Source organism: Streptomyces sp. NPDC041940 (genome assembly GCF_055589465.1).
The window spans coordinates 87014-112148 of sequence record NZ_JBVJBP010000027.1 but is presented as its reverse complement, the minus strand read 5'-3'; the positions used below and the strand labels follow the sequence as shown (position 1 = coordinate 112148).

General features: G+C 69.5%; 23 protein-coding genes. 9 read left to right on the top strand and 14 right to left on the bottom strand.

All coding sequences use genetic code 11. The annotated features are described in order from the left end of the window. Nucleotides 1-60: 60 nt before the first annotated feature. Nucleotides 61-1788, bottom strand: a complete 1728-nt coding sequence (locus ACZ6I3_RS34365) for a GTPase (RefSeq protein ID WP_469420058.1) — start codon at nucleotides 1786-1788, stop codon at nucleotides 61-63. Further along, a complete protein-coding gene (locus ACZ6I3_RS34360) occupies nucleotides 1785-5546 on the bottom strand; it encodes a GTPase (protein WP_469420056.1) in 3762 nt (1253 codons plus the stop codon). The genes ACZ6I3_RS34365 and ACZ6I3_RS34360 overlap by 4 nt, the downstream gene beginning before the upstream one ends. A gap of 442 nt (nucleotides 5547-5988) precedes the next feature. Here ACZ6I3_RS34360 and ACZ6I3_RS34355 point away from each other — a divergent pair, with 442 nt between their 5' ends. Next, on the top strand, nucleotides 5989-6921 hold the full coding sequence (locus tag ACZ6I3_RS34355; RefSeq protein ID WP_469420054.1) for a hypothetical protein: 933 nt from the start codon (nucleotides 5989-5991) through the stop codon (nucleotides 6919-6921). 572 nt (nucleotides 6922-7493) lie between these two features. Then, entirely contained in the window at nucleotides 7494-7721 is a 228-nt protein-coding gene (locus tag ACZ6I3_RS34350) for a hypothetical protein (protein ID WP_469420052.1), read from the top strand. Nucleotides 7722-7967: 246 nt separating this feature from the next. Here the strand turns inward: ACZ6I3_RS34350 and ACZ6I3_RS34345 are convergent, their stop codons facing one another. Beyond that, nucleotides 7968-9101 (bottom strand): PP2C family protein-serine/threonine phosphatase, encoded by a 1134-nt coding sequence (locus ACZ6I3_RS34345; RefSeq protein WP_469420051.1) that lies wholly within the window; start codon nucleotides 9099-9101, stop codon nucleotides 7968-7970. Between the two features lie 418 nt (nucleotides 9102-9519). Here ACZ6I3_RS34345 and ACZ6I3_RS34340 point away from each other — a divergent pair, with 418 nt between their 5' ends. Next, nucleotides 9520-10266 (top strand): class I SAM-dependent methyltransferase, encoded by a 747-nt coding sequence (locus ACZ6I3_RS34340; RefSeq protein WP_469420050.1) that lies wholly within the window; start codon nucleotides 9520-9522, stop codon nucleotides 10264-10266. Nucleotides 10267-10317: 51 nt separating this feature from the next. Here the strand turns inward: ACZ6I3_RS34340 and ACZ6I3_RS34335 are convergent, their stop codons facing one another. Both ACZ6I3_RS34335 and ACZ6I3_RS34330 read right to left on the bottom strand, forming a co-directional pair. Next, nucleotides 10318-10707: a DUF1048 domain-containing protein gene (locus tag ACZ6I3_RS34335; RefSeq protein ID WP_469420048.1), complete on the bottom strand. Its 390-nt coding sequence runs from the start codon at nucleotides 10705-10707 to the stop codon at nucleotides 10318-10320. 2 nt (nucleotides 10708-10709) lie between these two features. Further along, the gene (locus tag ACZ6I3_RS34330; RefSeq protein WP_469420046.1) at nucleotides 10710-11039 is read right to left on the bottom strand and encodes a PadR family transcriptional regulator; all 330 of its coding nucleotides are present in this window, start codon (nucleotides 11037-11039) and stop codon (nucleotides 10710-10712) included. A 391-nt stretch (nucleotides 11040-11430) separates the two neighbouring features. Here ACZ6I3_RS34330 and ACZ6I3_RS34325 point away from each other — a divergent pair, with 391 nt between their 5' ends. The 4 genes from ACZ6I3_RS34325 to recX all read left to right on the top strand — a co-directional run bounded on the left by ACZ6I3_RS34325 (nucleotide 11431) and on the right by recX (nucleotide 15251). Next, on the top strand, nucleotides 11431-11625 hold the full coding sequence (locus ACZ6I3_RS34325) for a DUF3046 domain-containing protein (protein ID WP_468192414.1): 195 nt from the start codon (nucleotides 11431-11433) through the stop codon (nucleotides 11623-11625). Nucleotides 11626-11750: 125 nt separating this feature from the next. After that, nucleotides 11751-13031 (top strand): AI-2E family transporter, encoded by a 1281-nt coding sequence (locus tag ACZ6I3_RS34320; protein WP_469420044.1) that lies wholly within the window; start codon nucleotides 11751-11753, stop codon nucleotides 13029-13031. Nucleotides 13032-13268: 237 nt separating this feature from the next. After that, complete coding sequence (gene recA / locus ACZ6I3_RS34315) at nucleotides 13269-14396, top strand: recombinase RecA (RefSeq protein ID WP_469420042.1); 1128 nt, start codon at nucleotides 13269-13271, stop codon at nucleotides 14394-14396. 3 nt (nucleotides 14397-14399) lie between these two features. After that, nucleotides 14400-15251, top strand: coding sequence for a recombination regulator RecX (gene recX, locus ACZ6I3_RS34310; protein WP_469420040.1), 852 nt, complete (start codon nucleotides 14400-14402; stop codon nucleotides 15249-15251). A gap of 43 nt (nucleotides 15252-15294) precedes the next feature. Here the strand turns inward: recX and ACZ6I3_RS34305 are convergent, their stop codons facing one another. From ACZ6I3_RS34305 to ACZ6I3_RS34270, 8 genes are all read right to left on the bottom strand, one after another. Beyond that, the gene (locus ACZ6I3_RS34305) at nucleotides 15295-15681 is read right to left on the bottom strand and encodes a rhodanese-like domain-containing protein (RefSeq protein WP_469420086.1); all 387 of its coding nucleotides are present in this window, start codon (nucleotides 15679-15681) and stop codon (nucleotides 15295-15297) included. 65 nt (nucleotides 15682-15746) lie between these two features. Next, complete coding sequence (locus tag ACZ6I3_RS34300) at nucleotides 15747-16301, bottom strand: cupin domain-containing protein (protein ID WP_469420039.1); 555 nt, start codon at nucleotides 16299-16301, stop codon at nucleotides 15747-15749. Between the two features lie 96 nt (nucleotides 16302-16397). Beyond that, on the bottom strand, nucleotides 16398-16469 hold the full coding sequence (locus ACZ6I3_RS34295) for a putative leader peptide (RefSeq protein ID WP_310851512.1): 72 nt from the start codon (nucleotides 16467-16469) through the stop codon (nucleotides 16398-16400). 113 nt (nucleotides 16470-16582) lie between these two features. Then, the gene (locus tag ACZ6I3_RS34290; protein WP_469420037.1) at nucleotides 16583-18208 is read right to left on the bottom strand and encodes an FAD-dependent monooxygenase; all 1626 of its coding nucleotides are present in this window, start codon (nucleotides 18206-18208) and stop codon (nucleotides 16583-16585) included. Between the two features lie 176 nt (nucleotides 18209-18384). Then, nucleotides 18385-19281: an amino acid ABC transporter permease gene (locus tag ACZ6I3_RS34285; RefSeq protein WP_469420035.1), complete on the bottom strand. Its 897-nt coding sequence runs from the start codon at nucleotides 19279-19281 to the stop codon at nucleotides 18385-18387. Next, a complete protein-coding gene (locus tag ACZ6I3_RS34280) occupies nucleotides 19278-19943 on the bottom strand; it encodes an amino acid ABC transporter permease (protein ID WP_193476363.1) in 666 nt (221 codons plus the stop codon). Before ACZ6I3_RS34280 ends, ACZ6I3_RS34285 begins: the two co-directional genes overlap by 4 nt. Nucleotides 19944-20018: 75 nt before the next feature. Then, complete coding sequence (locus ACZ6I3_RS34275) at nucleotides 20019-20861, bottom strand: glutamate ABC transporter substrate-binding protein (RefSeq protein WP_469420033.1); 843 nt, start codon at nucleotides 20859-20861, stop codon at nucleotides 20019-20021. An 81-nt stretch (nucleotides 20862-20942) separates the two neighbouring features. Further along, nucleotides 20943-21719 carry an amino acid ABC transporter ATP-binding protein gene (locus ACZ6I3_RS34270; protein ID WP_469420032.1) on the bottom strand — a complete coding sequence of 259 codons (777 nt, stop codon included), beginning with the start codon at nucleotides 21717-21719 and terminating at the stop codon, nucleotides 20943-20945. Between the two features lie 288 nt (nucleotides 21720-22007). On the opposite strand from ACZ6I3_RS34270, the gene ACZ6I3_RS34265 reads away from it, so the two are divergent. Continuing rightward, nucleotides 22008-22694 (top strand): response regulator transcription factor, encoded by a 687-nt coding sequence (locus ACZ6I3_RS34265; RefSeq protein WP_469420030.1) that lies wholly within the window; start codon nucleotides 22008-22010, stop codon nucleotides 22692-22694. Between the two features lie 9 nt (nucleotides 22695-22703). Beyond that, nucleotides 22704-24110: a sensor histidine kinase gene (locus ACZ6I3_RS34260; RefSeq protein WP_469420028.1), complete on the top strand. Its 1407-nt coding sequence runs from the start codon at nucleotides 22704-22706 to the stop codon at nucleotides 24108-24110. On the opposite strand, the gene ACZ6I3_RS34255 is transcribed toward ACZ6I3_RS34260, so the two are convergent. Next, entirely contained in the window at nucleotides 24100-25101 is a 1002-nt protein-coding gene (locus ACZ6I3_RS34255) for a TAXI family TRAP transporter solute-binding subunit (RefSeq protein ID WP_469420026.1), read from the bottom strand. The genes ACZ6I3_RS34260 and ACZ6I3_RS34255 overlap by 11 nt on opposite strands. Between the last annotated feature and the right edge of the window lie 34 nt (nucleotides 25102-25135).

Below are 25135 nucleotides of genomic sequence, written 5' to 3'. Positions count from 1 at the left end.
GGACGCACCGTCACGCGGCTTACGTACCCCATGCCTGCGCCTCAGTCAGCCTCCCCGGTCTCATGCGGGCCCGGGGAGAGCAGGGGGGTCCTGCAGAAGTTCGTAGAGCAGGGCCAAGGCCTGGTGAAGCTCATCGACGCGTTCCTTCGCCGTGGCTACGACGGGTTGCAGCCACGGGTCGACCACTATGCGCTCGCGCACCTTCTCGGCCGCTGCCCTCCAGCCTCGGTTGGGGTTGTCGAAGACCTGTTCCCGCAGTTCGGCGGAGATGGCGTCGATCCGGGACTGTAGTTCCCGGCGGCGCTTGCGCTCCTGCTCGGCGGCGAGTTTGTTCTCCACCGATTCCTGGACCAACGGGGCCAAGCCCGCCGCCACGGAAGCGAATTCGGCGAAGGACTCCGCCCGGGGCAGCCAGCTGCGGGCGCTCTCCAGCCCTTCCTTGGATTTGAACGCAGCGTCCGCTGACGCCAGGTACGCCTCGACGGATCCGGCATCGGCGGCTTTGCGCAGCTCCTCCTTGGCGGTCTGCACCGTCATGCGGTGCCGCACCCAAAAGCCGGCCTTCACCGCTGCGGAGGCACCGTCCGTGAACTGGGTCACGGATCGGGACCCGTCGGGGGAGGCGGTGCGGTCCGCCAGGTCGCGGATCCACGTGTCGAACTGCTTGGCGGCCGGACGTACCCGTTCGATGTCGATCTCCGCGTCGACCTCGGCGGCCAGCTCCTTGAGTCGCCGGTCCCAAGTGGCGTACCAGGACTCCAGGTACTCCGTCAGCCGGTGTTGTGCCTCTGCCAGCAGCCCCGCCTCGCTCATTCCACGCATGCCGACGATGCCGTGCAAGGCACCGTCTATTCCGATCTGCAGTTCGACGGACGCGGCGTCCACGAGCGTCTCCAGCTTGACGAGCAGCAATGCCCTGCGCGCCTGCCGGGAACGGGCCTCCTCCAGCACGGGTTCGAGTTCCGCGATCTCTCGGGTGGCCGCCTCGGTGGCGTGCTTGCCGAACAGACTCCAGTAGCGGATCCGTCCGGCCGCCCTGAGGTCGTCGAGCCGTCCGCGGAGCGCCGCCAGGTCGGCGCGCAGGTCGGCCAGCCCGTCCCAGTCGGCGGCGTCCGCGTAGTCCGAGCGGGAAGGCTGCGGCTCCGCGCCGACCTGGGCGTACGGGTCGGCGGACACGATGTGCACCCGGGGCCGGACGTCCTGGTCGCCGAGGTCCAGCATGCGATCGAGTTCCGCGCGCTTGCGGTCGCACAGGGAGCGGAATCCCTCAGGGCTGTCCAGCGGGTCGACACCGGCTGTGTCGGATTGGGCGATGACCAGCAGCAGGGCGCCGGGGTGGAACAGCGGACGCGGACCGGGGGAGTAGAACGTGCCGGTGGCGAAAGACCTGATCCACCGGGCGTCGTCCGCCAGGAGTTGCGGGGTGATGACGAGCAGCAGTACGTCGGTCCGCGTCACGGCGTCGGCGGCCTGCCGGTCGTGTTGGATGTTGCCGCCGGCCGTGCCCGGGGTGTCGACGTAGGTGATGCCGTGGGAGTCGACCTCGGACGCCGTTGTCGTCTCCTGCCGACCGCTGACGGTGAGCCACTGCGGGATCGGTGTCCCGTCCTCCACCAGCAGACGCTTGACCAGCGTTGACTTCCCGGCGTCGTAGGGCCCGTGCAGGGCCACGACGGCGGTCGGCCGGTCGGCGTGCCGCTGCCAGTCGTCCTCCGCCGTCCGCCACCACTGCTCACCGTGGACCGTTGCGACGGCCTGTTCGACGTCGCCGAACCAGGACTCGCTCATGCTTCCCCTCCCCCTGGGTGTTTGCCCGTGTGCCGTCGGGCCGTTTCCATTGCGGCGCGTGACAGCGCGATCCGCGTCTCCGCCTCGGCGAGTGCCGCCTCGGCCGCCGCCACGCGCCGGTCGCAGTCGTCCGCCAGCCCGTCCAGTTCGGTGGTGTGCTCCCGCAGGGCCCGCAGAGCCGGCTCACGGTCGCAAAGGTCCCGGGCCCGTTCGCGGCCCCAGGCGTGCAACTTCCTGACCGACTCGGCGCGCTCGCTCTCCCGCTCCTCCCGCCCACGGATGTCCTCGACGAGTTCCCACACGCTCCAGGCAGTTCCGGCGATGCTGACGGCCGGCCCCGCCGTCTTGAGGAACCGTGCGCTCCGTGCACCCTCCTTGGCAGCACGGGCCACCTTGTCCAGTCGGGACAGCACGCCGGACACTCGGGACAGCATCGGCCCGACGGCCCGGGAACGGCGACGGCTGCCCTGCAACGCGGCCACGTCCACGTCGGCGGCGGGCGCGGGTCCGGTCGTGGCGGTTGCGTAGGCCACGGCGCTGCGGCGGCGTGCCAGGGAAGCGTTGGTGTCATGGACCAGGCCCTCCACCTGGGCGTGGGTGGCGCGGGCCCACTCGTCGGCCAGCTGAGCGAGCTCCGGGTCGGAGGCGATGCGCTCCAGCCGTGCGACGACGGCCGCGCGGGCGTTCTTGTCGGGTGTGGCAAGTGCCCGGCCCACGAGGTCTTCGACGAAGTCGGCGACGACTCGTTCCAAAGCGGAGGCGCGTTCCGCGGCCAGCGCCCGGGCGGCGACCCGTCCTGTGCTGGCGTCACTGCGGAGCCTCAGCAGTCCTTCCCGTTCTGCTCGGAACTGTTCGGCGGCGGCCTCGGTCTCCTCGACCAGGGCGGTCAACCGGTGGACGGCCCGGTCCAGAATTGCGATGTCCGCGGCGACCGCCTTCAGTGCATCGCGGTGTTCCAGCAGGGCATCGGCGAAGTGCGCGACGCCGTCCCACGAGGCGTCGCCTACCGTGCCGCCGTACGGGGCAGGGGAAAGACAGATAGGGGTCGGCCACCGTCGATGCTGGTTCACCGTCCTGCGCAGGGCCTCGTGTAGCTCCGCCTCCTTGTGCGCGCACAGCGCCGCGAACGCGCGGGGCGAGTCCTCCGGATCGATGCCGATCTCGTCGGAGCGGCCGATGACGAGCAGCAAGGGCGCGGCCCGCTCGGGGCCGAGCACCGCCCGGGCATCGGTGAGGTCGCCGGCGAGGGCGTTGGCGTTGAAGACGTGGACGATGACCGTGGCGCCGGCCACCGCCAGTTGCGTGTCGTGCGGTGAGGCGTCCTCCCGGCTCTGGAAGCCGGGCGTGTCGACGAGACGCAGACCGCTCCACGGGTACTCGGCGACCTTTCGCGTCACCTGACCACCGCCCGAGGCGAGCGACGACGGGACCGCTCGCCCACTCCCGCGGAGCAGCCGCGCGATCAGAGCCGACTTCCCGGCGCTCTGGTCACCGCAGAAGGCCACGCGGACGTGTCCGTTGCATGCCAGTTCGTCCAGCTCTGCGACGACAGCCGCGGTTCGCGGATCGGTGGACAGCGCGGTTCGGTGGCGGTCCAGCCATGCACGCCCGGCGCCCTGCGCGGTGGCGGCCGCGGTGAGTGCATCCGCCACCCTGGGCGCGACGTCGATGCGCGGCGCCGCCGGTATGACGCGCGAGTCCGGCGTAGTGCCTGGCGGCCCCTCGGCGATCCATCCCTCGGTCCATGCCTCACCGAGCCACAGGTCCGCCGCCCGGCCCACGTAGAGCTCGCACTTGGCCGCAGCCCGGTGCAGGACGGTACGTGGGTCTTCCTGCGTGTTCTTCGGGGGGAGGCTGTCGAGGAACTTCTCCATCGCGCTCAGGCGCGCCGCGTGCGCCGCCGAACTCTCGCGGAGCATGGTCGCGTGTGCCACGGCATCCGGCAGTGCCTCGGCCAGGCACTGCTGGGCGGCGGTGGTGAACACCCGGCCGAGATCCGCCAGAAGCTGGTCGAACGCCTCGTTGACCGTCCGGCGTGCGTCGGCCCGCGCTCGGCCGAGTTCCTGCTCATGGCGCGCGGCGGCCCGCTTCCGCGACCACGACCCGAGCAGTTCTAGCGTCGGGCTCGCCAACGCGGCGCAGCCGACCGCGAGGAGGCTCCAGCCAAGGGGATTCCAGATGTTCGCCAAGGCCAGACCGGCGACCAGACCCACCCCAATGCCGGCAACCGACACGGTCACACCCGTCCGATGCAGGAGCCTTCCCCTGGTTCCCGCGATGCGCACTCCACGGTCCGTCACGCATTTCACGTCTGCGCGAACGTCTTCCGCCACCAGCTTGAGGTGGGCCTTCAGGAAGGCGGTGAAGTCGTTGCGTATCCCGGACACGGCATCGGCGATCTCGTCGCCCCCGAACGCCTCTGCGGCGAACCTCTCGGGAGCGATCTTCCGGCGCTCTGCCATCGCCTGGTCGACGAGTTTCTCAGCACGGGCCAGCGAGGCGGCGCGCTGCGGGCCGATCCGGGCGGTGACCAGCTGGTCGGCATGGTGCAGCGCCGACCCCCTGGACGGTGCGGGGATGCGGCGTCCGCGCAGGGTCTCAAGGTGCGAGAGCTCGGCGAGGACGCCTTCGACGGCGCGTCGGTCGGCACTTTCACCGGTGCGGCCGAGTGCTTCTGGAGCACCTAGAACGGCGAGGACGCGTTCGATGCCGAGTTCTGCCTGTTCAGCCAGGGTTTCGAGCTCTTCCCGGGCGGTGGCGTAGTTGGCTGCGGCGCGTCCGGCGCAGGTGCGGACCTGTTCGTACAGGGCGGTCAGGCGGAGCTGGGTGGCGTGACCGCCCACTGCCTCGACAAGTAGCGATTCCAAGGCCTGGAGGTTGGACCATTCAAGGAGTACGTCCGCTGATCCGGCCTGGGTGAGCCGCCGCACGCATCCCTCCGCGTCGTGGCCGGAGTAGGAGCCACTGACGCGAGCGAAAGACGCGTTCTTGGCGCTGAGGGCGATGACTGTAGTCCCGGCCAGGCTGATGGACCGCAGCCCTCGGCTGATCTCGTCCGCGTGCTGGCGCACCGTCCGGGACAGGCTGCGCCGGGCGCGGACGGTCTGCACCCGCGGCGGGTAGCGCCAGGCGGCGTTGCGCACGTTGAGCACGGCGATCGCTGGTTTTCGGTAGGCGACCACCCATTCCGCAACGGTCCGGAACTCGGCCGCCCGCTGGTTCTGCGTATCGAAACACAGGACGACGAGGTCGGATGCCGCGAGAGCCGCGAGTGCCCGGGCGCGCAGCTCCTCGGGATCCTCCGATCGTCCCCATCCTTCGACGCCCGGGGTGTCGGTGACGCGCAGTTTCCCCGAGACGATGTGGTGAACTTCGGTTGTCCAGTCGCTGCTGCCGGGGGAGACCCGGCTGCCGTCTCCGCTGGTGAGGGCCTCCAGGAGACTGCTCTTGCCCGCGCCGGTCCGGCCGAACAGCGTGATGTTGAACGTCTCCAGGTGGGCCATCCGGGTGCCGACCGCGTCCTCCATCTCCTGGAGGACCTGTTCAGCGAGGAGTTCGTCCTGCTCGGCGAGCATGGCCGCCGCATCGGACCTCCGGACCCGGACCGCCCGTACATGAGACGCCAGTTCCACTATTCGCGACCGGAGCGCGTCGGCGGCGGCCTGACTCTCCTCCACCGCCCGCGCGCATGCGTCCTGCAGCCCCGTGGCCTGGGCAAGACCAAAACCGCCGCCCCCCGCCATATGACGATCCCCCACGTCCGATCAATGTCTCATTCCATCTTTACCCGGAATCACGGGAAATCGATCTCATAATCGGGAAGTTGCCCTAAAGAGGGAAACATGCATAAAAGTAGAGCGGTGTTCGTCTATTTTTGATCGACATTGACCGGATGTGGAGAACGCGGATTCGGCTTCGGTAACGCCCCCAGAAACCCTTTATCGCGGCCTCGCGCGCGCTCAGAACGTTGCTGCCGTGCTCACCCGAGCCCCCGGTCCTGTTCGCGCTTGTCGAACAACCATGCGCAGACTCTCCCCGGGGTCGTTGATCACGGAAGGTCGCGATGCGACAACGGGCTCGAGCGGACGAGGGATGGGACCGAACCCGGGCCAGGGCCGGCGCGTCACAGGGACGGAACGGCCCTGTAGCACCCGTCCATCACACGGCCTCTGTCGCTCACCGACCAGCCCGGGGAGACCCATGCATACCAACAACAGGCGCACCATCCGCCTTCTCACGGTGCTTGCCTTGTGCACCGTTGTAGCTGGTGCCGCCGCAGCGTGTGGCAACCCAGAGGCCGGCAACGGTGACGCAAAGGCCCCCAGCACCGAGCCGGCGCCCCAGTTGGGGGCTCGCGCCCGCCAGGTAGCCGATGCCTGGGACGGCTCCAAGGCAGCCGAAGCGTGGCACGAGGGCTACTACCCCATGGAGGCAGTCGTCCAGCTGCCCGAGAACGGCCTCCGCGACGAAGCAGACAGACGGGCCTATGAGACCGGGAACTTCGACCTGCGAGGGAAGCTACCGTCCGCCCCGCACAAGAGCGGACACGTGATGTGGAAGGGCGGGAGCCCGCTCACGACACCACTGATGGAGGCCGAGAAGGCCTACAAGACCCTGGACCGCGACAGCAGCCCCGGACCGCGCCTGACAGTGACCGGGGCGAGGCTGGGCGAAATGACCCTGGTCACCACTCGTGGACCGGCGACTGTCCCGGCCTGGCTGTTCACGCTGGATGGCTACGCCAGTCCCCTCAAACGGGCCGCGGTCAGCCCGTCCAAGCTCCCCGCGCCACCGATCAAGCCGCTCAGGCAGGAAGAGGTACCCACTGACGTACTGGCGCCACTCGGTGGCCTGACGGAGGTAGCGAAGGGCAGCCGGTCCGTCACTGTGGTGGCCACCCACGGTTCCTGCGACGACGGCCCCACGGTAGGAGTGGTCGAGACGAGCGGCAGTGTGGTGCTGTCCGCATCCGCAGGCGGCTCCAAGGACGGTAACTGCAGTGGTGAACTGCGTGGTGAGAAGGTGTCGGTGAAGCTGGACCGGCCGGTCGGCGAGCGCATTGTCCTGGACGCGTTCACGGGCCGTCCGGTGCCGTACAGCGAGTGGCCCAGGAACTCGCAGAGCTGGAGCTGAGCCGCCTGCCTTCTCGCTCATCCCCTGTCACCTCGCAGCGCCAGGGACGGGCCCTCTGATCGCCCGAAGCGTCACGTACCTTGGCCACGTGGCAGCTCCGCCACTCGCGGCTCATCACCCGGAAACCCGGGCTCCCTCGCTCGGCAGTACCGCCCGCGGCCCCGGCGAGCTGTGGCGCGGGGCGTGCGCTGTACTCCGCCTCTAGGGAGATCGTCCACTTCCATGCGGACCGTGAGGTGGTCGACCTCCACCTCGCTGCGTCGGCAGTCCGGCGTTTCGAGGCCGAGTTCCTGGCCTCGCCCGCGATCCGGATGGTCCCGGGGTCGCCGTGGGTGACCGTACGTCTCGCGGGGGATGCGACACCGGCTATGCCCCGCTCCCGTTCGGCCTCACCACATCGCGGAAGGGGGAGGGGGTCCCGCAAGCTGGGAGAAAGGCTCCGGCAAGCGGTGAGACGCGCTCGAACGGGCGCCGTTGCGGCAGGAAGGCGGGTACATGTGAGCACCCCTTCGACTGAGAGCTGGACGCTGGGTTGGGTGCTTCGAGCCCGGCAGGTCGCTCACGGAGCGGTGATGGCCGGGCTCCTGGTGGACCTCGCGGCTGATCCCCGCCAGGCCCATCTCGCCCGCACGGTCCGCTTCCCCCTCGATCCCGCCGCCCGCGCCCTCGGAGTCGAGCCTGCCCTCGTATCCATCGCCCTGCACCAGCTTGCCAGAGCCCAGCTGGTCGAGTTCAGCACCGATGACCACCCCGTCGACGGACCACACGTCACCGTCACCCTGCTGCCGCCACCAGCCTGACCCGCTCGGCCGGTAGCGGCGGCAGCCGGCTACTCCCCAGGACCGTCGCAGGCCGACGGCCAGAGACCCGCCGGGGCGGAGCCGGGTGTGTGCGGCGATGATCAGCCAACCGGAACCACGCCTCGCTCACCGTCGGCCGGGCCGGTACCCCGTGCCGGAGCCGGTGCACCGGGACCTGCCTGGCGAACCGCGGATCGTCGCGGAGATCAGGAGTTCTCCACCTCCGGGCCGACGAAGGTGACGCCGCTAAGAGGGATCCGGCAGCCGCTGGAGCGCCACCATGGCGGCGTCGTCCCCCAAGTGCCCGCCGGCGTGCTTCAGAAGGTCCGCGCACAAGCGGGACAGCAAGGCCTCGGGCTCCGTGGCCCGGCTGCCGACCAACTGCTCCAGTCGTTGAGTGAGTGGGTAGAAGGTGCCGTCGCGGTCGCGGGCCTCGATCACACCGTCCGTGTAGAGCAGGACGATGTCGCCGGGCCCGAAGGCGAATCGCTGCGGAGCGAGTTCGGTGTGCACGAACTCGGTGAGTCCCAGGGGCGGCGCAGGCCGGCTCACCTCCAGCAGACGGATCCCGCCCCCGCCCAGCAGCAGGGGTGGAGGGTGCCCGCAGTTGATCAGATGCAGGCAGGGCTCGTCGTCCGACACGTCCAGCACAGCGGCGGTGACGAAGGCTTCGCCCAGATCCTCGGTCTCGTCGTCGGGGGCGACCGGGTCGTCCAGATCCGAGGAGACGGTGCCCTCCAGGAAGGCGACGAGGTCGGCCAGGTCTGCCTGGCGGTGGGCGGCGCTGCGGAATGCGCCGAGCAGGAGGGCGGCGTCCCCGACCGCTTCGAGGCCCTTTCCCCGGACGTCGCCGATGACGATCCGGGTACCGCGCGTCGTACGGGCTGCGGCGTAGAGGTCGCCGCCGATCTGCGCCTCGCGCTCGGCGGACAGATAGACGGCGGCCAGGCGTAGCGTGCCGATCCGTTGGGGCAGCGGTCTGAGCACCACGCCCTGTACGGCCTTGGCGACTGATCGCAGCCGGGTCAGCTCTGTCTCACGGCGTTCCCGCCAGTAGGCGAAGAGAGTCACGAACGTAGAGATCAGGATCAGTGCGATGAGCTGGATGACGTGGTTCAGGTCGACCAGGCTGGTGCGCACGACTGCGACAAGGGCCTGCGCCAGTACGGCGAGGGCGCCGACGCAGCCGGTGGTGCGGGGACCGGCGAACGACGCCGTCACGGCGGGGGCGGCGACGAGGAACGGGCCGAGGTGGACACTGGGCGGAGCAAGGATGTCGACCACCGTCACGATCGCGATCAGCGCGATCGGCACGACAAGCAGGATGCGCCGGGGCTCGTGCGGCAGGCGGTGATCTGCGCGGAGTCCCCGAAGAGCCATACGTACTGGATACACCCCCGCAGGCGTCGCCGCCGGGTTGCCGCACCGTCGGGACGGCGGCGCGAAGTCTCGGACGATGCGGGGCGCGATCTCGGCAGATCGGTTCCTACGGTATGGCGGCCGGCGCAGCCTCCGGGATCCTGGTCGGATCCCTGTTCAGGCCTTTCCCCTTATGCGGCGCGCCTTTTGGCGCCTCGGTGTTCACCGGCGAATACGTGGTCTTGCCGATAGCAGGGCTCTACAAGCTCTGGCAGTACGACACCACGGCCGTCTGCCAGCTGAAGCCGCGCCTATGAAACGGCAGGGGCGGCGACACGGCGAGAGTCCTGCACACCGACATGCTGGTCCGCAGTACTGACGTCGCTTGAACGGCAGTGAAGCACTGCGTCAGGCACCCTCCGCCGACGAAGATGATTGCATGACGACTACCTCTCAGGCCCGTTCCTTCGACAAAGCCGCCGCCAGCTACGCGGCAAACCGCCCGTCCTATCCGCCTGCTCTGCTCGACGCACTCGAAGAACTCGCCAACTGCCCCTTGAATGGCGCCCGAGTCGCGGACATCGGTGCTGGCACCGGACTGGCGACCGCTCTCCTCCATGCCCGTGGCGCACACGTCATCGCGGTGGAGCCCGGTCCCGGGATGGCTTCTCAGTTCCGCCTCCGACTGCCCGAGGTCCCTCTCGTGTTCGGGGATGGCAACAACCTGCCGCTTGCCTCCGAATCCGTGGACATCCTCACCTATGCCCAAGCCTGGCACTGGACCGACCAGCGCAAATCCGTCCCAGAAGCACTGCGAGTGCTTCGCCCTGGCGGTGCACTCGCCCTCTGGTGGAACGACTCGGACAGTACGGTCGCCTGGATAGCTGACCAGGACGCCCGGCTTCGTCGCCTCTTCGATGCCGACGACAGCGAACCCGATCCGATGGCCCGATTCCGCGGTCTGCCACCCGAACTCGGCTTCACCACCCGCCAGGTGTCCTGGGCTCGGAGCGTCCCGCTCGATACACACCTTGCAAACCTCTCCAGCTACTCCGACTTCCTGGTCCTGGGAGAGAAAGCCACCAAGGCATTCTTGGCCGCGGATCGGGACCTCCTGACTGGCGTCTTCCCGAACGGGACAGTCGAGGAGCGCTATGTCGTCAGCTTGGCTGTTGCTCGCTGCTGACGCCGAAATGCACAGAGGGCTGAACCGGGCCCAGTTGACGCTGAGGTGCGATCAGGCCCTCTTGTCTTCTGTTCCGGTCTCGGTACCGGCGGCGCGCTCGATCTCGTCGGTGAGCTGCTTGCGCGCACGGGCGGGGGCGTAGCCGCCCTCCGAGTAGTTCCGGGCGAACTCGTCGACGAACTCCACCGGGTCTTCGCCGACGACCTCGCGGATCAGCGTTCCGTTCGCCGCGGCCTGCTCGAACAGGTCGGCGAGGTCCTCGAACATCGCCGCGTTGCTGTCGCCGTCGGTCGGCACGAAGTGCATCAGATACCGCTCGATAGCCTCGACCGCCGTGCGGGAGTTCTCGGGCAGTTCCTTGACGCGCGCCTTGTACGCCCTCCAGCGCTTCTTGGGGCCTATCAGCTTCGAGATCAAGCCGCTCTTCTCGGCGTCGGACATGGTCACTTGCCCCCTTCGCGTAGCTGTTCCAGTCGTTCCGTGAGGAAGCTCCAGGTCTCCCAGAACTCTTCGAGGTACTGCCGTCCCTCAACGTTCAGGGAGTGCATCTTGCGCGGCGGCCCCTTCTCGGAGGGGACCTTCTCCACGTCGACCAGACCGCGCTTCTCCATCCGGAGTAGCAGCGCGTAGATGGTCCCTTCGGCGATGTCGGAGAAGCCCTGCTCGCGCAGCCGGGCCGTGATCTCGTAGCCGTAGGCGGGCCGGACGGACAGGGACGCGAGAATGACGCCCTCCAGCGTGCCCTTGAGCATCTCCGTCAGCAGCTTGGCCATGGAAGACCTCCCCCCCCTGCGCTAGTAAGTGTTGTTGAGTACTGGTACACCGTAACGCTGACTACCGGTACCTAGCAAGATGGAATAGCGGCGTTGCAAGCCGGCACCGCCAGGGCACGGTTCAGGTCGGGCAGCTAGGCGCGCACGGGGGCGGGGCCGCCGCGCAGCCGGCGAGTCGATCGTCTCCCTCGCCCGCCGGCTCGGGCACGCCGACGCTGGCTCTACTCTGCGTACACACACGCACTTCATGCCCGACACAGGCAGGCGAGGTCGCGCCCCCATGGATGCTTGGTTCAGCGGGGAGGCGAACTCCCTGGAAACCCCCTGACGGTCATGTGGGGGCGTGAGAGGTGGGAAACATGCAGGTCAAGGTGTGTATGGAGCGGGATTCATGCGGTTGACGGTCTTCTGGCAGCGAATGGCGGAGCACTTCGGTCCGGGCTACGCCGACACCTTCGCGCGTGATCACGTGATGACGGAGCTCGGCGGGCGCACGGTGCACGAGGCGCTGGACGCCGGCTGGGACGCCAAGGAAGTCTGGCAAGTGGTCTGCTCGGTGATGGACGTGCCCCGGGAGAGGCGCTGAGCGACCCGGCGCCGAGGGCATCCACCGGTCGCGGCGGACGGCCGAGCGGCCGCGCGGATCGCTGACGGGTCACGAAGATCGCAGGCGGGCAGACGGCTGTCGGTGGCGTGGGTGAGACTTGGTTCGTGGCACCCACTGACGAGACCGGGCAGGAAGCCCAGCAGTCCTCCCCCTTCGGTACGACGCCGCCGGCCGGGCCCCCCGCCGCCGGCGGAACCACCGGGCCGAACGGACGCATGCCGCGCTGGCTGCCGCGCGCCATGGTGCTCGCGCTCGCCCTCGTCGCCGCGTTCCAGCTGGGCAGCTGGGCCTTTCACCAGGTCACCGGCCTGCTGATCAACATCCTCATCGCGTTCTTCCTCGCGCTCGCCATCGAACCGGCGGTGGGCTGGATGGCCTCGCGCGGCATGCGCAGAGGACTGGCCGCGTTCGTCGTCTTCATCGGCGTGGTGATCGTGTCGGCGGGCTTCGTCACCCTGCTCGGCTCCATCCTCGCGGACCAGATCATCAAGATGATCGAGGGCTTCCCGGCGTACCTCGATTCCGTCATCCACTGGATCAACACACACTTCAAGACGGACCTGAAGCGCGTGGACATCCAGGAGGGTGTGCTCCGCTCCGACTGGCTGCGCAACTACGTGCAGAACAGCGCCACGGGCGTCCTGGACGTGTCCGCCCAGGTCCTCGGGGGCCTCTTCCAGCTGCTGACGATCGGGCTGTTCTCGTTCTACTTCGCCGCGGACGGCCCGCGACTGCGCCGCGCGCTCTGCTCCGTCCTGCCGCCCGCCCGCCAGGCCGAGGTGCTGCGCGCCTGGGAGATCGCCGTGAACAAGACCGGCGGCTACATCTACTCGCGCGGCCTGATGGCGCTGATCTCCGGCGCGGCGCACTTCGTCCTGCTGCAGATGCTGGACGTGCCCTACGCGCCCGTGCTCGCGGTCTGGGTGGGTCTGGTATCGCAGTTCATCCCCACCATCGGCACGTACCTCGCGGGCGCCCTGCCCATGCTGATCGCGTTCACGGTGGATCCCTGGTACGCGCTGTGGGTGCTGATCTTCGTCGTGGTCTACCAGCAGTTCGAGAACTACGTGCTGCAGCCCAAGCTGACCTCGAAGACCGTCGACATCCACCCCGCGGTCGCCTTCGGCTCGGTCATCGCGGGCACCGCGCTCCTCGGCGCCGTCGGCGCGCTGATCGCCATCCCCGCCATCGCCACGCTCCAGGCCTTCCTGGGGGCCTACGTGAAGCGCTACGACGTCACGGACGACCCGCGCGTGCACGGCCATCGCTGGCGGGGGGCGGGGCCGGGCCTGATAGCGCGCACGAGGCAGCTGTGGGCACGCCGGCCGGGGGCGGAACGGCCGGAGGGCCCGGAGGGCGGAGGGCCCGGGCAGGGCTCTGCCTGATCTCGTCGTCGGGCCCGCTCGGTCCAGGGTGTGCCGCGTGGTGCGCTTGACACCAAAATCGAACATCCATTCTTATGGAGTCTCCGGCACGGCTCAACGGCGAGCATTTCGACGTACTTTGGGTAGGGAAGTGCCCGAGTTATCCACAGGCCGGACGTGCGTCGGGGCGCATTGTCAGTGGCAGGCGTTAGCGTCTTTGACGTGAAGCGATCGACTCAAGCAAATCGGGTGGAACCCATGGCAGGAACCGACCGCGAGAAGGCCCTGGATGCCGCACTCGCACAGATTGAACGGCAATTCGGCAAGGGCGCGGTCATGCGCATGGGTGAGCGGCCGAACGAGCCCATCGAGGTCATCCCCACCGGGTCGACCGCACTCGACGTGGCGCTCGGCGTCGGCGGCATCCCTCGCGGCCGAGTGGTGGAGGTGTACGGCCCCGAGTCCTCCGGAAAGACGACCCTGACCCTGCACGCGGTGGCGAACGCGCAGCGGGCCGGCGGCCAGGTCGCCTTCGTGGATGCGGAGCACGCCCTCGACCCCGAGTACGCGAAGAAGCTCGGCGTCGACATCGACAACCTGATTCTGTCGCAGCCGGACAACGGTGAGCAGGCTCTGGAGATCGTGGACATGCTGGTCCGCTCCGGCGCCCTCGACCTCATCGTCATCGACTCCGTCGCCGCGCTCGTCCCGCGCGCGGAGATCGAGGGCGAGATGGGCGACAGCCACGTGGGTCTGCAGGCCCGCCTGATGAGCCAGGCGCTGCGGAAGATCACCAGCGCGCTCAACCAGTCGAAGACCACCGCGATCTTCATCAACCAGCTCCGCGAGAAGATCGGCGTGATGTTCGGCTCTCCGGAGACCACGACCGGTGGCCGTGCGCTCAAGTTCTACGCCTCGGTGCGCATGGACATCCGCCGCATCGAGACCCTGAAGGACGGTACGGACGCGGTTGGCAACCGCACCCGTGTCAAGGTCGTCAAGAACAAGGTCGCGCCGCCCTTCAAGCAGGCCGAGTTCGACATCCTCTACGGCCAGGGCATCAGTCGCGAGGGCGGCCTGATCGACATGGGCGTGGAGCACGGCTTCGTCCGCAAGGCCGGCGCCTGGTACACGTACGAGGGCGACCAGCTCGGCCAGGGCAAGGAGAACGCGCGCAACTTCCTGAAGGACAACCCCGACCTGGCCAACGAGATCGAGAAGAAGATCAAGGAGAAGCTGGGAGTCGGCGTGCGTCCTGAGGAGCCGGCCGCCGAGCCGGGCACGGACGCCGCGGTCTCCGCCGCTCCGGCCGACGCCGCGCCCGCGGTGCCCGCCCCGGCAGTGGCCAAGACCGCCAAGCCCAAGGCCGCCACAGCCAAGAGCTGACCCGTGACACGACGAACCGACTGGGCGGAGTACGAGTACGCCGCCTCCGGTGCCCCACGGGGGAGGGGCACCGGAGACGACGCGGGCTCGGCCGTGGACGGTGACGGCGCGTACGGGACCGGTGGGCCGTACTCCGATGGGCCGTACGGGGAGGACGAGGGGCCGTACGGGGGCGGCTCCCCGGGCGGTGACTCACCCGGCACAGGCACACGCGGAGGCGGCTCACGCAGGGACGGCTCGCGTGACGGCGGGGCGCGGCGTGGCCGTGGACGTCGCCGGCAGGGCTTCGGTGAGGTGATTACCGAAGACGGAGGCTCTCCCGCCTCGTCGAGGGCCGAGCAGGGGGAGCCTCCAGGGGACCCGGTCGAGCAGGCTCGGGCGATCTGCCTGCGCCTGCTCACCGGGACCCCGCGGACCCGCAGGCAACTCGCCGACGCCCTGCGCAAGCGGCAGATCCCGGACGACGCCGCCGAGGAGGTGCTGGCGAGGTTCGAAGAGGTCGGCCTCATCAACGACAGCGCCTTCGCGGACGCCTGGGTGGAGTCCCGCCACCGCGGCCGAGGGCTGGCCCGGCGTGCGCTCGCCCGGGAGCTGCGGACCAAGGGCGTCGACTCCACGCTGATCGACGAGGCCGTCTCCCAGCTCGAGCCCGAGCAGGAAGAAGAGACCGCGCGCGAACTCGTCGCACGCAAGCTCCGCTCCACCCGTGGGCTCGACCGCGACAAGCGACTCCGCCGCCTCGCGGGCATGCTCGCCCGCAAGGGCTACTCCGAGGGCTTGGCCCTGCGGGTGGTCCGGCAGGCGCTGGAGGAGGAGGGCGAGGACACGGACTTTCTCGGGGACGAGCCGTTCTGAGACCTGCGCTTCCGGGGCGGGCCGTTCGGAAGCTCCGGTGTGATCACACGACCGGAAGCCCCGACGCCTTCCACGCCTGGAACCCGCCGACCAGGTCGGTGGCCCGGTGCAGGCCCAGCTGGTGCAGGGACTGAGCCGCCAGGCTGGAGGCGTAGCCCTCGTTGCAGATCACGACGACACGCAGGGAGTGGCTCGTGGCCTCGGCGGCCCGGTGGCTGCCCCGCGGGTCGAGACGCCACTCCAGCTCGTTGCGCTCGACGACAAGCGCACCGGGGATGAGGCCGTCGCGCTCGCGCAGTGCCGCGTAGCGGATGTCCACCAGCAGGGCGTCACCCGCCTCGGCGGCCTCGTACGCCTGCCGCGGCTCGATCCGCTCGTAGCCCGCGCGGACGCGCTCCAGCAACTCGTCGATGCCGACGGGAGGTTGGATACCGCCGCTGCCGCTGCCGCTGCCGCTGCCGCTGCCGCTGCCGCTCGTCGGCTCGTGTAGGGCGCTCACTGCCAGTCCTCCGGCCGCTCGACCTGCTCGAGCCGGAGAATCGGCCCGCTGCGGCTGTAGCGGCGGATCTGCGGCAGGGGCGGGTAGTAGGCGTGGACGGAGATCGCGTGCTGCTCGGGGGACTCGTTGAGCACCTCGTGGACGTGGTGCCGTCCGAAGGCGCGGCCCTGGCCGGACGGCAGCCGGCGTTCCCGGTCCACACCGTCGGAGAGCTCCAGGGTCTTCCAGCCGTCGGCGGGCAGCCGCGCGGTGAGCGAGTTCTCCCTGAGCTCGCCCGACGCGGTCAGAAAGGCGCCGACCGACTCGGCGTGGTCGTGCCAGCCGGTGCCCGTGCCGGGCGGCCAGCCGATCAGCCAGGCCTCGCTGCCGCCGGGCCCCTCCAGCCGCACCCAGGTGCGCCCTTCCGGGTCGAGCGGCAGGGAGTCGATCAGCTCGGTGTCGGCGGCCGTACGCCGGACGAAGTCGAAGAGGTCAGCCTGGGTGGGCCCGGAAGAGGCGGAGGAGACAGACGTGGAGACAGGGGAAGGGGATGCGGAGGGGGATACAGACACGGGTGCCGTCCTGGAGGTCCTGATGCGGGTTCGCACGGGAGGCGCGTCGGCCGGCGTGGAGAGCGCGGCGCGCGCGGAGGAAAGAGGGATGCGAAGTCAGCAGGACGGGCGACACACGCAGCCCGCATAGCGGAGGAGGTCCATATGGACCCTCCGCCACAGGCGCACACAGGTGTCGGTCACGCACCGGAGTACACCACGGCCGTCCGAGCCGGTCAACTCACTGTCACCATGCGGACGCACTGTGACAGAGAGCACGCCGTCCCCTCCGGTACTCCAGGTCAGCGCGAACCGGCCGACGCACCGGCCTGTGCCTGTGCCTGTGCCTGCGCCTCTGCCTTGGCCGGCCCGCCCAGCGCGGCCTCGGCCGCCGTGTACAGATCAGCCGGTCGTACTCCGCCCAGCGCGGTCACGAGATGGCCGTCGGGGCGTACCAGGAGCACCGTGTGCGCGGCAGCGCCGGGATAGCTCTCGGCGACCAGCAGCTCGGCGTGGTGCGGCAGCGCCATGACCGCGGCGGCGAGCTGGGGCATGATGCCGGCGCTCACCCAGTGCCTGCGTTCCCACACGCCCGTGCCAGGGGCGATCAGCACGACGAGCAGCGCGCCGCGGCCGAGCCGGTCCCGCAGCCGGACGAAGGTGCCGTCCTCCGCTGTGACCCGTACGTCGATGACCGACGAGCCGGGCGAGGTCCGGACCGGGACCTCTCCTTCGAGGGGTGGGGGAGCGAGCGGCGAGTCGGCGTACGCCCCCGGCGCGCCCAACTGGCCGTGCCCCAGATGGCCGTCCGTGAGGAGCGAGTCGTGGCCCCGGGTCGTGCCGGGGACGTAGGAGCGCAGGCCTCCGCCGCCGCGCAGCAGGGGCAGGGCCTGGTCGGCTGCGCGGAGCCGGGCCGCCACGATCGCCCGGCGTTCGGTCTGGTAGCTGTCGAGGAGCGCCTCGTGGGGCCCGTGATGCCAGGCCAGGGCCAGTTTCCAGGCGAGGTTGTCGGCGTCCCGCAGGCCCTCGTCCAGCCCGTGGGTGCCCAGTGAGCCGTGGAGGTGCGCCGCGTCCCCCGCGAGGAAGACGCGGTCGGCGCGCCAGCGGCGGGCCAGCCGGTGATGGACGGTGTGCACACCGGTGTCCAGGAGCTCGTACGGCGGGGTCGTGCCGCCCGACCAGCCCGCCAGTGTCTCCCGGATGCGGGTCAGCAGCAGCTCGGGGGTGACCAGGTCTTTTCCGGGCGGCAGGAGCCAGTCCAGGCGCCAGATGCCGTCCGGCAGGGGGCGCGCGGTGACCTCGCCGGCCGAGGGGCCCGACATACGCCACGGCGGCATGCGGTGCAGCAACGCCTCGTTGTACCAGGGCAGTTCCGTCCGCAGGGCCGCCACGGCGTGACGTTCCACCGCCGTACGGCCGGGGAAGCGGATGTCCTGGAGCTTGCGTACGGTCGAGCGGGGGCCGTCGCACCCGACCAGGTAACTGCCGCGCCACCATGTGCCCTTGGGGCCGCGAGTGTGGGCCGTGACGCCCGAGGACTCCTGCTCTATGCCGTCGAGCCGGCTCTCCACGGCGATCTTGACGAGCGGTTCGCCCGCGAGGGCCGCGCGCAGGGCGTCGGTCAGCACGTGCTGGGCGATGTGCAGCGGGACGGGCTCGGTGCCGTCGAAAAAGACCTCGCGCATCACCTGCTTGCGCCGCACCGACCGCCATCCGGCCCAGTGGGCGCCGATCCGGTCCATGGGAACGCCGGTCAGCCGTTCGATGAGGGCGGTGGTGTCCTCGCGCAGCACCACGGTGCGCGACGCGCGGGGTTCGTCCTTGCCCGGCCCCTCGTCGAGAACGACGCACGGCACCTCCTGACGCGCCAGCGCCAGGGCGAGCGTGAGCCCGACGGGCCCCGCTCCGACGACGATCACCGGGTCCACGGCGCGGCGCCCCCTGCCCGTGGTGACGTCCCGGGGGACGCAGGTGAACACGAAGTTGGAGCAGGGTGCACGATCACAGAACGTATGCAACCCATTGCCGGTGCTTGCGTCAAGTGACCAGGGGCAGTGGCGATCATGCCACTGCCCCTGAGTATGTCATCCGGGTTGACCGAGTGTCAGACGGTGCCTCCGGCGCCGGTCCCGCCTGTGCCGGCGATCTGCGCGTCGTTCGCACCGACGACCGCGCCCGTCGACTTCTTCGCCTGACGCAGCCGGCGCTCCAGCCAGCTCGCGAAGGACGTGAGGGCGAAGTTGAGCGCGATGAAGATGACGGCCACGACCGTGAAGCTGGCGATGATGTTCGCGCCGTAGTAGCCGCTCATCGTGTTCGCCGCGGAGAGCAGTTCGGAGTAGGTGAGGACGGCGCCGCCGAGCGCGGTGTCCTTCACGATGACGACGAGCTGGCTCACGATGGCCGGGAGCATCGCGGTGACCGCCTGCGGGAGGAGGATCAGGCGCATCAGCTGGCCCTTGCGCAGGCCGATCGCCTGCGCCGCCTCGGACTGGCCCTTGGGCAGGGCCAGGATGCCCGCCCGGACGATCTCGGCGAGGACGGACGCGTTGTACAGCACCAGGCCGGTGACGACCGCGTAGAGCGGACGGTCGTCGGAGCTGACGTTGGTGTACTCGGCGAACAGGGCGAGGCCGAAGATCATCAGGACCAGCACGGGGATGGACCGGAAGAACTCGACCACGACCGCGGCCGGAACCCGGACCCACGCGTGGTCCGAGAGGCGGGAGATGCCGAGCACCGCGCCGAGCGGCATCGCGATGATCACCGCCAGGGCGGCGGCCTTCAGCGTGTTCAGCAGACCCGGCCAGATGTAGGTGGACCACGCCTCGGTGCCGGAGAAGAACGGCTCCCACAGAGCCCACTCCAGCTGGCCCTTGTCCTTGAGGGTGCCGATTACCCACCACAGCAGGGCTGCGGCGGCGGCCACGAAGACCACCGTGAGGACGATGTTGCGCCGCTTGGCCCGAGGGCCCTGGGCGTCGTACAGAACGGAGCTCATCGCTTCACCGCCACCTTCTTGCCCACCCAACCGAGGATCAGACCGGTCGGCAGCGTCAGAACCACGAAGCCGAACGCGATGATCGCCGCGATCAGCAGCAGCTGGGCCTCGTTCTCGATCATCTCCTTCATCAGTACCGCCGCCTCGGCGACACCGATGGCGGCCGCGACCGTGGTGTTCTTGATGAGGGCGATCAGTACGTTCGCCAGCGGGACGACCGACGAGCGGAACGCCTGCGGCAGTACGACCAGACCCAGCACCTGGCGGAAGCTGAGGCCGATCGCCCGAGCCGCCTCCGCCTGCCCGACCGGCACCGTGTTGATGCCGGAGCGCAGCGCCTCGCACACGAAGGACGAGGTGTAGAAGATCAGGCCCAGGACCGCCAGCCGGAAGTTGATCGTCTCGACGTCATCGGCGCCGAGGGAGACACCCAGCGTCTGGTTCAGGCCCAGCGACGTGAACAGGATGATGACGGTCAGCGGGATGTTCCGCACGATGTTCACGTACGCGGTCCCGAAACCGCGCATCAGCGGCACCGGGCCGACGCGCATGGCGGCCAGCATGGTGCCCCAGATGAGAGAGCCGACGGCGGACAGCGCAGCGAGTTGCACTGTCGTCCAGAAGGCTCCCAGCAGGTCGTAATCCTCAAGAAAGTCGAACACGATCTCCCGCGCTTCCGCGTATAGGGATGCCCCGGTGCGCCGCCCCGCGGGGCGGCGCACCCGTCAGGCGTTGCCTCAGCTCTTGATGTCGCCGATCTTCGGCGCGGGCTCGTTCTTGTAGTTGGCCGGGCCGAGGTTCTTGTCCACGGCCTTCTGCCAGGCGCCGTCGGCGACCATGGCCTCGAGGGCCTTGTTGATGTCGGCCTTGAGGTCGCTGCCCTTCTTGACGCCGATGCCGTAGTTCTCGTTGGTCAGCTTGAAGCCGCCGAGCTTGAACTTGCCCTTGAACTGCGACTGGGCGGCGTAACCGGCGAGGATGGAGTCGTCGGTGGTCAGCGCGTCGACGGCACCGTTCTGCAGGCCGGGCAGACAGGCGGAGTACGTCGGGTACGGCTGCAGCTGCGCCTTCGGCGCCAGCTTGTCCTTCACGTTCTGCGCGGAGGTGGAGCCGGTCACCGAGCAGAGCTTGGCGTTGTTCAGGTCCTTCGGCGACTTGATCTTGTTGTCGTCGGCGCGGACCAGCACATCCTGGTGGGCCAGCAGGTAAGGACCGGCGAAGTCGACCTTCTCCTGGCGCTCCGGGGTGATCGAGTAGGTCGCGGCGATGAAGTCGACGTCACCACGCTGCAGCATGGTCTCGCGGTCGGCGCTCTTCGCTTCCTTCCACTCGATCTGGTCCGCGTCGTAACCGAGCTTCTTCGCGACGTACGTGGCGACGTCGACGTCGAAGCCGGCGTAACCCTGCGGCGTCTTCTGGCCGAGGCCGGGCTGGTCGAACTTGATGCCGACGGTGATCGACTCGCCGCCGCCGTCGGAGCCGGAGTCGCCGCCCGTGCTGTTGTCGCCGCCGCACGCGGTGGCGGTCAGGGCGAGAGCGAACACGGTGGCCGAGGCGGCGGTGACCTTGCGGAGCTTCATGATGAACATCCTTTGACTGGTGAAGAGATGCGGGCCCACAAGGGGCGGGCGACGTAGGGCGCGTCCGACGCGACCCGGCCGTCAGTGGTGCAGGATCTTCGACAGGAAGTCCTTGGCACGGTCACTACGCGGATTGCTGAAGAACTGGTCGGGCGCAGCCTCCTCGACGATTCGGCCGTCCGCCATGAACACCACGCGGTTGGCGGCCGATCGTGCGAAGCCCATCTCATGGGTGACGACGATCATGGTCATGCCGTCGCGGGCGAGCTGCTGCATGACCTCCAGCACCTCGTTGATCATCTCGGGGTCGAGCGCGGAGGTCGGCTCGTCGAAGAGCATGACCTTCGGCTCCATGGCCAGCGCCCGCGCGATCGCGACGCGCTGCTGCTGACCGCCGGAGAGCTGTGCGGGGTACTTCTCGGCCTGCGCGCCCACGCCGACCCGGTCGAGCAGGGCCCGAGCCCGCTCCTCGGCCGCCTTCTTGTCCTTCTTGCGGACCTTGATCTGGCCGAGCATCACGTTCTCGAGCACGGTCTTGTGCGCGAAGAGGTTGAAGGACTGGAAGACCATTCCGACGTCGGCCCGGAGCTTGGCCAGCTCCCTGCCCTCGTGGGGCAGCGGCTTGCCGTCGATCGTGATCGAGCCGGAGTCGGTCGTCTCCAGGCGGTTGATGGTGCGGCACAGGGTGGACTTACCGGACCCGGAGGGTCCGATGACCACGACGACTTCGCCGCGGGCGATCGTCAGGTCGATGTCCTGGAGTACGTGCAACGCGCCGAAGTGCTTGTTGACGCTCTTCAGGACGACCAGTTCGCCGGTCGCGGCCACATCTTCCTTGGCCACCGATACTTCGGTCATCGCTCTCAGGCTCCGTCCTCCTCGGTTTCGGAGGACAGTAGTTACCCTCTACGACCTGCGTCATTACATCTGAGGGGAATCTGAGCATCACGATCCGATAGCAATCGGACACGTGTCGTAGCACTTGTGAGCAGCGCTCATATCGGCCGGGTAACGGAAGCTCTCCGCAACCGGAACCCTCTTGACGCCGTCCTCTTCCATCAGCGTGACTGCAAGGCGTGCACGCGCGCGTGCACGCGTTTTTGTACACAGATCGATCGTACGGCCAGTGAACCGAAGGGGGCCCGGATGAGACTGCTGCTCGTCGAGGACGACAACCACGTCGCCGCCGCCCTGTCGGCTGTCCTGGCGCGGCACGGGTTCGACGTCACGCACGCGCGCAGCGGTGAGGAGGCCCTCCAGGCACTCGTCCCCGAGAGCGACTGCTTCGGTGTCGTCCTCCTCGACCTCGGCCTGCCCGACCAGGACGGGTACGAGGTCTGCGGCAAGATTCGCAAGCGGACCAGTACCCCGGTGATCATGGTCACCGCGCGCGCCGACGTCCGTTCCCGCATCCACGGCCTCAATCTCGGCGCCGACGACTACGTCGTGAAGCCGTACGACACCGGGGAACTGCTCGCCCGCATCCACGCCGTGAGCCGGCGCACCTCCCACGAGGACACCTCCAGCGGCATCGAGACCGAGCTGCGCCTCGGCCCGGTGCACATCGAGCTGCCCAACCGCCGGGTCAGCGTCGACGGGTCCGTGGTCCAGCTGACCCGCAAGGAGTTCGACCTGCTGGCCCTGCTCGCGCAGCGGCCCGGGGTGGTCTTCCGCCGGGAGCAGATCATCAGCGAGGTGTGGCGGACCAGCTGGGAGGGGACCGGGCGCACCCTGGAGGTGCATGTCGCGTCCCTGCGCGCCAAGCTGCGCATGCCGGCCCTCATCGAGACCGTACGCGGCGTCGGCTACCGGCTCGTCGCGCCTGCCGGATAGCGGGGCCGGGTGCGCACTCGTCTGCTCCCGCTGCTGATCATCCTGATGGCGGCCGTGCTGCTCGCGCTCGGGGTCCCGCTCGCCGTCAGTCTGGCCGGGGCCCAGCAGCAGAAAGTCGTCGTCGACCGCATCGACGACACCGCGCGCTTCGCCGCCCTCGCCCAGTTCGTCACCGACTCGCCCACCGGCACCGCCGGCGCCTTCGAGAACGAGCGCCTGGCCACGCTCAGCAGTGAGCTCGACAGTTACTACGACGTCTACGGCATCCGGGCCGGTGTCTTCTACCGCAGCGGCAGTGCCATGGCTCACGCACCGGCCAGGTGGTCCCTGCCGGAAGAGGGCGAGGTGCGTGACGCCTTCGACGAGGCGCTGCTCAGCCGCCGCAGCCACGACCCGAAGCAGGTCTGGCCCTGGCAGCGGAACAACCTCGTGGTCGCCTCGCCGGTCATCCGGGACGGGGACGTCGTCGCGGTCGTCGTCACCGACTCGCCCACCGGGCAGCTGCGCTCGCGCACCCTGCACGGCTGGCTGGTCATCGGAGCGGGCGAGGGCGCCGCGATGCTGCTGGCCGTCGGCGCCGCGCTGCGGCTGACCGGCTGGGTCCTGCGGCCGGTGCGCGTCCTCGACGCCACCACCCACGACATCGCCACCGGGCGGCTCAAGTCCCGGGTCGCCGCCGCCGGCGGACCACCGGAACTCAGGCGTCTGGCCCGGTCGTTCAACGAGATGGCGGACAACGTCGAGGACGTGCTGGAGCAGCAGCGCGCCTTCGTCGCCGACGCCTCGCACCAGCTGCGCAACCCGCTCGCGGCGCTGCTGCTGCGCATCGAGCTGCTCTCGTTCGAGCTGCCCGAGGGCAACAAGGAGATCGCCTCCGTCCAGGCCGAGGGCAAGCGCCTCGCGCAGGTCCTGGACGACCTGCTGGACCTGGCACTGGCCGAGCACACCGAGGCCGACCTGAGGATCACCGACATCGGCGAGCTGGCCGCCGAACGCCTCGCGGCCTGGGCTCCGACCGCCGACGCCAAGGGCGTACGCCTGGTCGGCGACTGCCCGCCCACGACCGCGTGGGCCGACCCGGTCGCGCTGTCCAGCGCGCTGGACGCGATCATCGACAACGCCGTGAAGTTCACGCCCGAGGACCAGACCGTCGAGGTGACCGTCGTCTCCCACGGCGACACCTCCACCATCGTCGTCACCGACCAGGGCCCCGGCCTGACCGACGAGGAGCTGGCCCGCGTCGGCGACCGTTTCTGGCGCAGCAGCCGCCACCAGAACATCAAGGGCTCGGGCCTCGGACTGTCCATCTCCAGGGCGCTGCTCACGGCGGGCGGCGGTTCGATCGCCTACGACCGTCACGAGCCGCACGGGCTGCGGGTGACCGTGAGAGTGCCGAGGTCGGGGCCTACGGCTTGACGGACTGGTAGTAGCTCTGGGCGCCGCGATGCAGCTGGAGCGGGTCCGTGTAGATCGCGGTGCGGACATCGACCAGCTGGGCGGAGTGGACGGTCGCGCCGATGCCGTCCCGGCTGTCGATCACCGTACGGGTCAGCCACTCGGTGAGCCGGGGGTCCATGTCGCTGCGTGTGACCAGCAGGTTGGACACCGCCAGGGTGGGCACCGGGTCACCGCGCTGGATGGTGGGGTAGGCCGACTCCGGCATCTTGGTGGCGCGGTAGTACCGCGTGGCACCGCCCTGGTCGTGCAGTTTGGCGACGAGCCCGGCGTCGATCGGCACGAACCGGAAGGCGGAGGCCGACTTCTTGGCGAGGCGGCTGAGCCCGTCCGTGGGCAGTCCGCCCGACCAGAAGAACGCGTCGAGGCCGTGCCCCAGCCGCCTGGGACCGGTGTCGATGCCGTCCGACGAGGGCTTGATGTCCTTCTCCGGGTCGATCCCGGCCGCCTTGAGCACCCCGTTCGCGATCAGTCGCACACCGGAGTTCGGCAGCCCTATGGCCACGCGCTTGCCCCGCAGGTCCGCGACGGAGCGGATGTCCGAGTCGGGCGGTACGACGAGCTGCAGGTAGTCGTCGTAGAGGCGGGCCATGCCGCGCAGCCGGTCGGCGCCCGCACCGTGGCCGAGCCTGTACGTGGCGACCGCGTCCGCCGCCGCGATCGCGAAGTCGGCCTGGCCCGTCGCCACGTCCGAGACGTTCTCCTGCGAACCGGCGCTGGTCAGCAGGCGCACGCTCAGGCCCGGCATGTCCTGGTCGATCTCGGCACGCAGGAGTTCGCCGTACTCGTGGTAGACCCCGGCGCGCGTGCCCGTGCTGAAGGTGATCGCCCCGCCCGGAGGCTCCTCGGCCCAGGGGCGCAGCCACCACAGCAGCAGCCCGAGGACCAGGAGCGCGGCGGTGCCGCCCTGCAGGGCCCGGCGCCTGCCGATACGGGGGAACATCTTGGACATGCGCGAGATCCTGCCAGCCTTGGTGCCCCGCTGA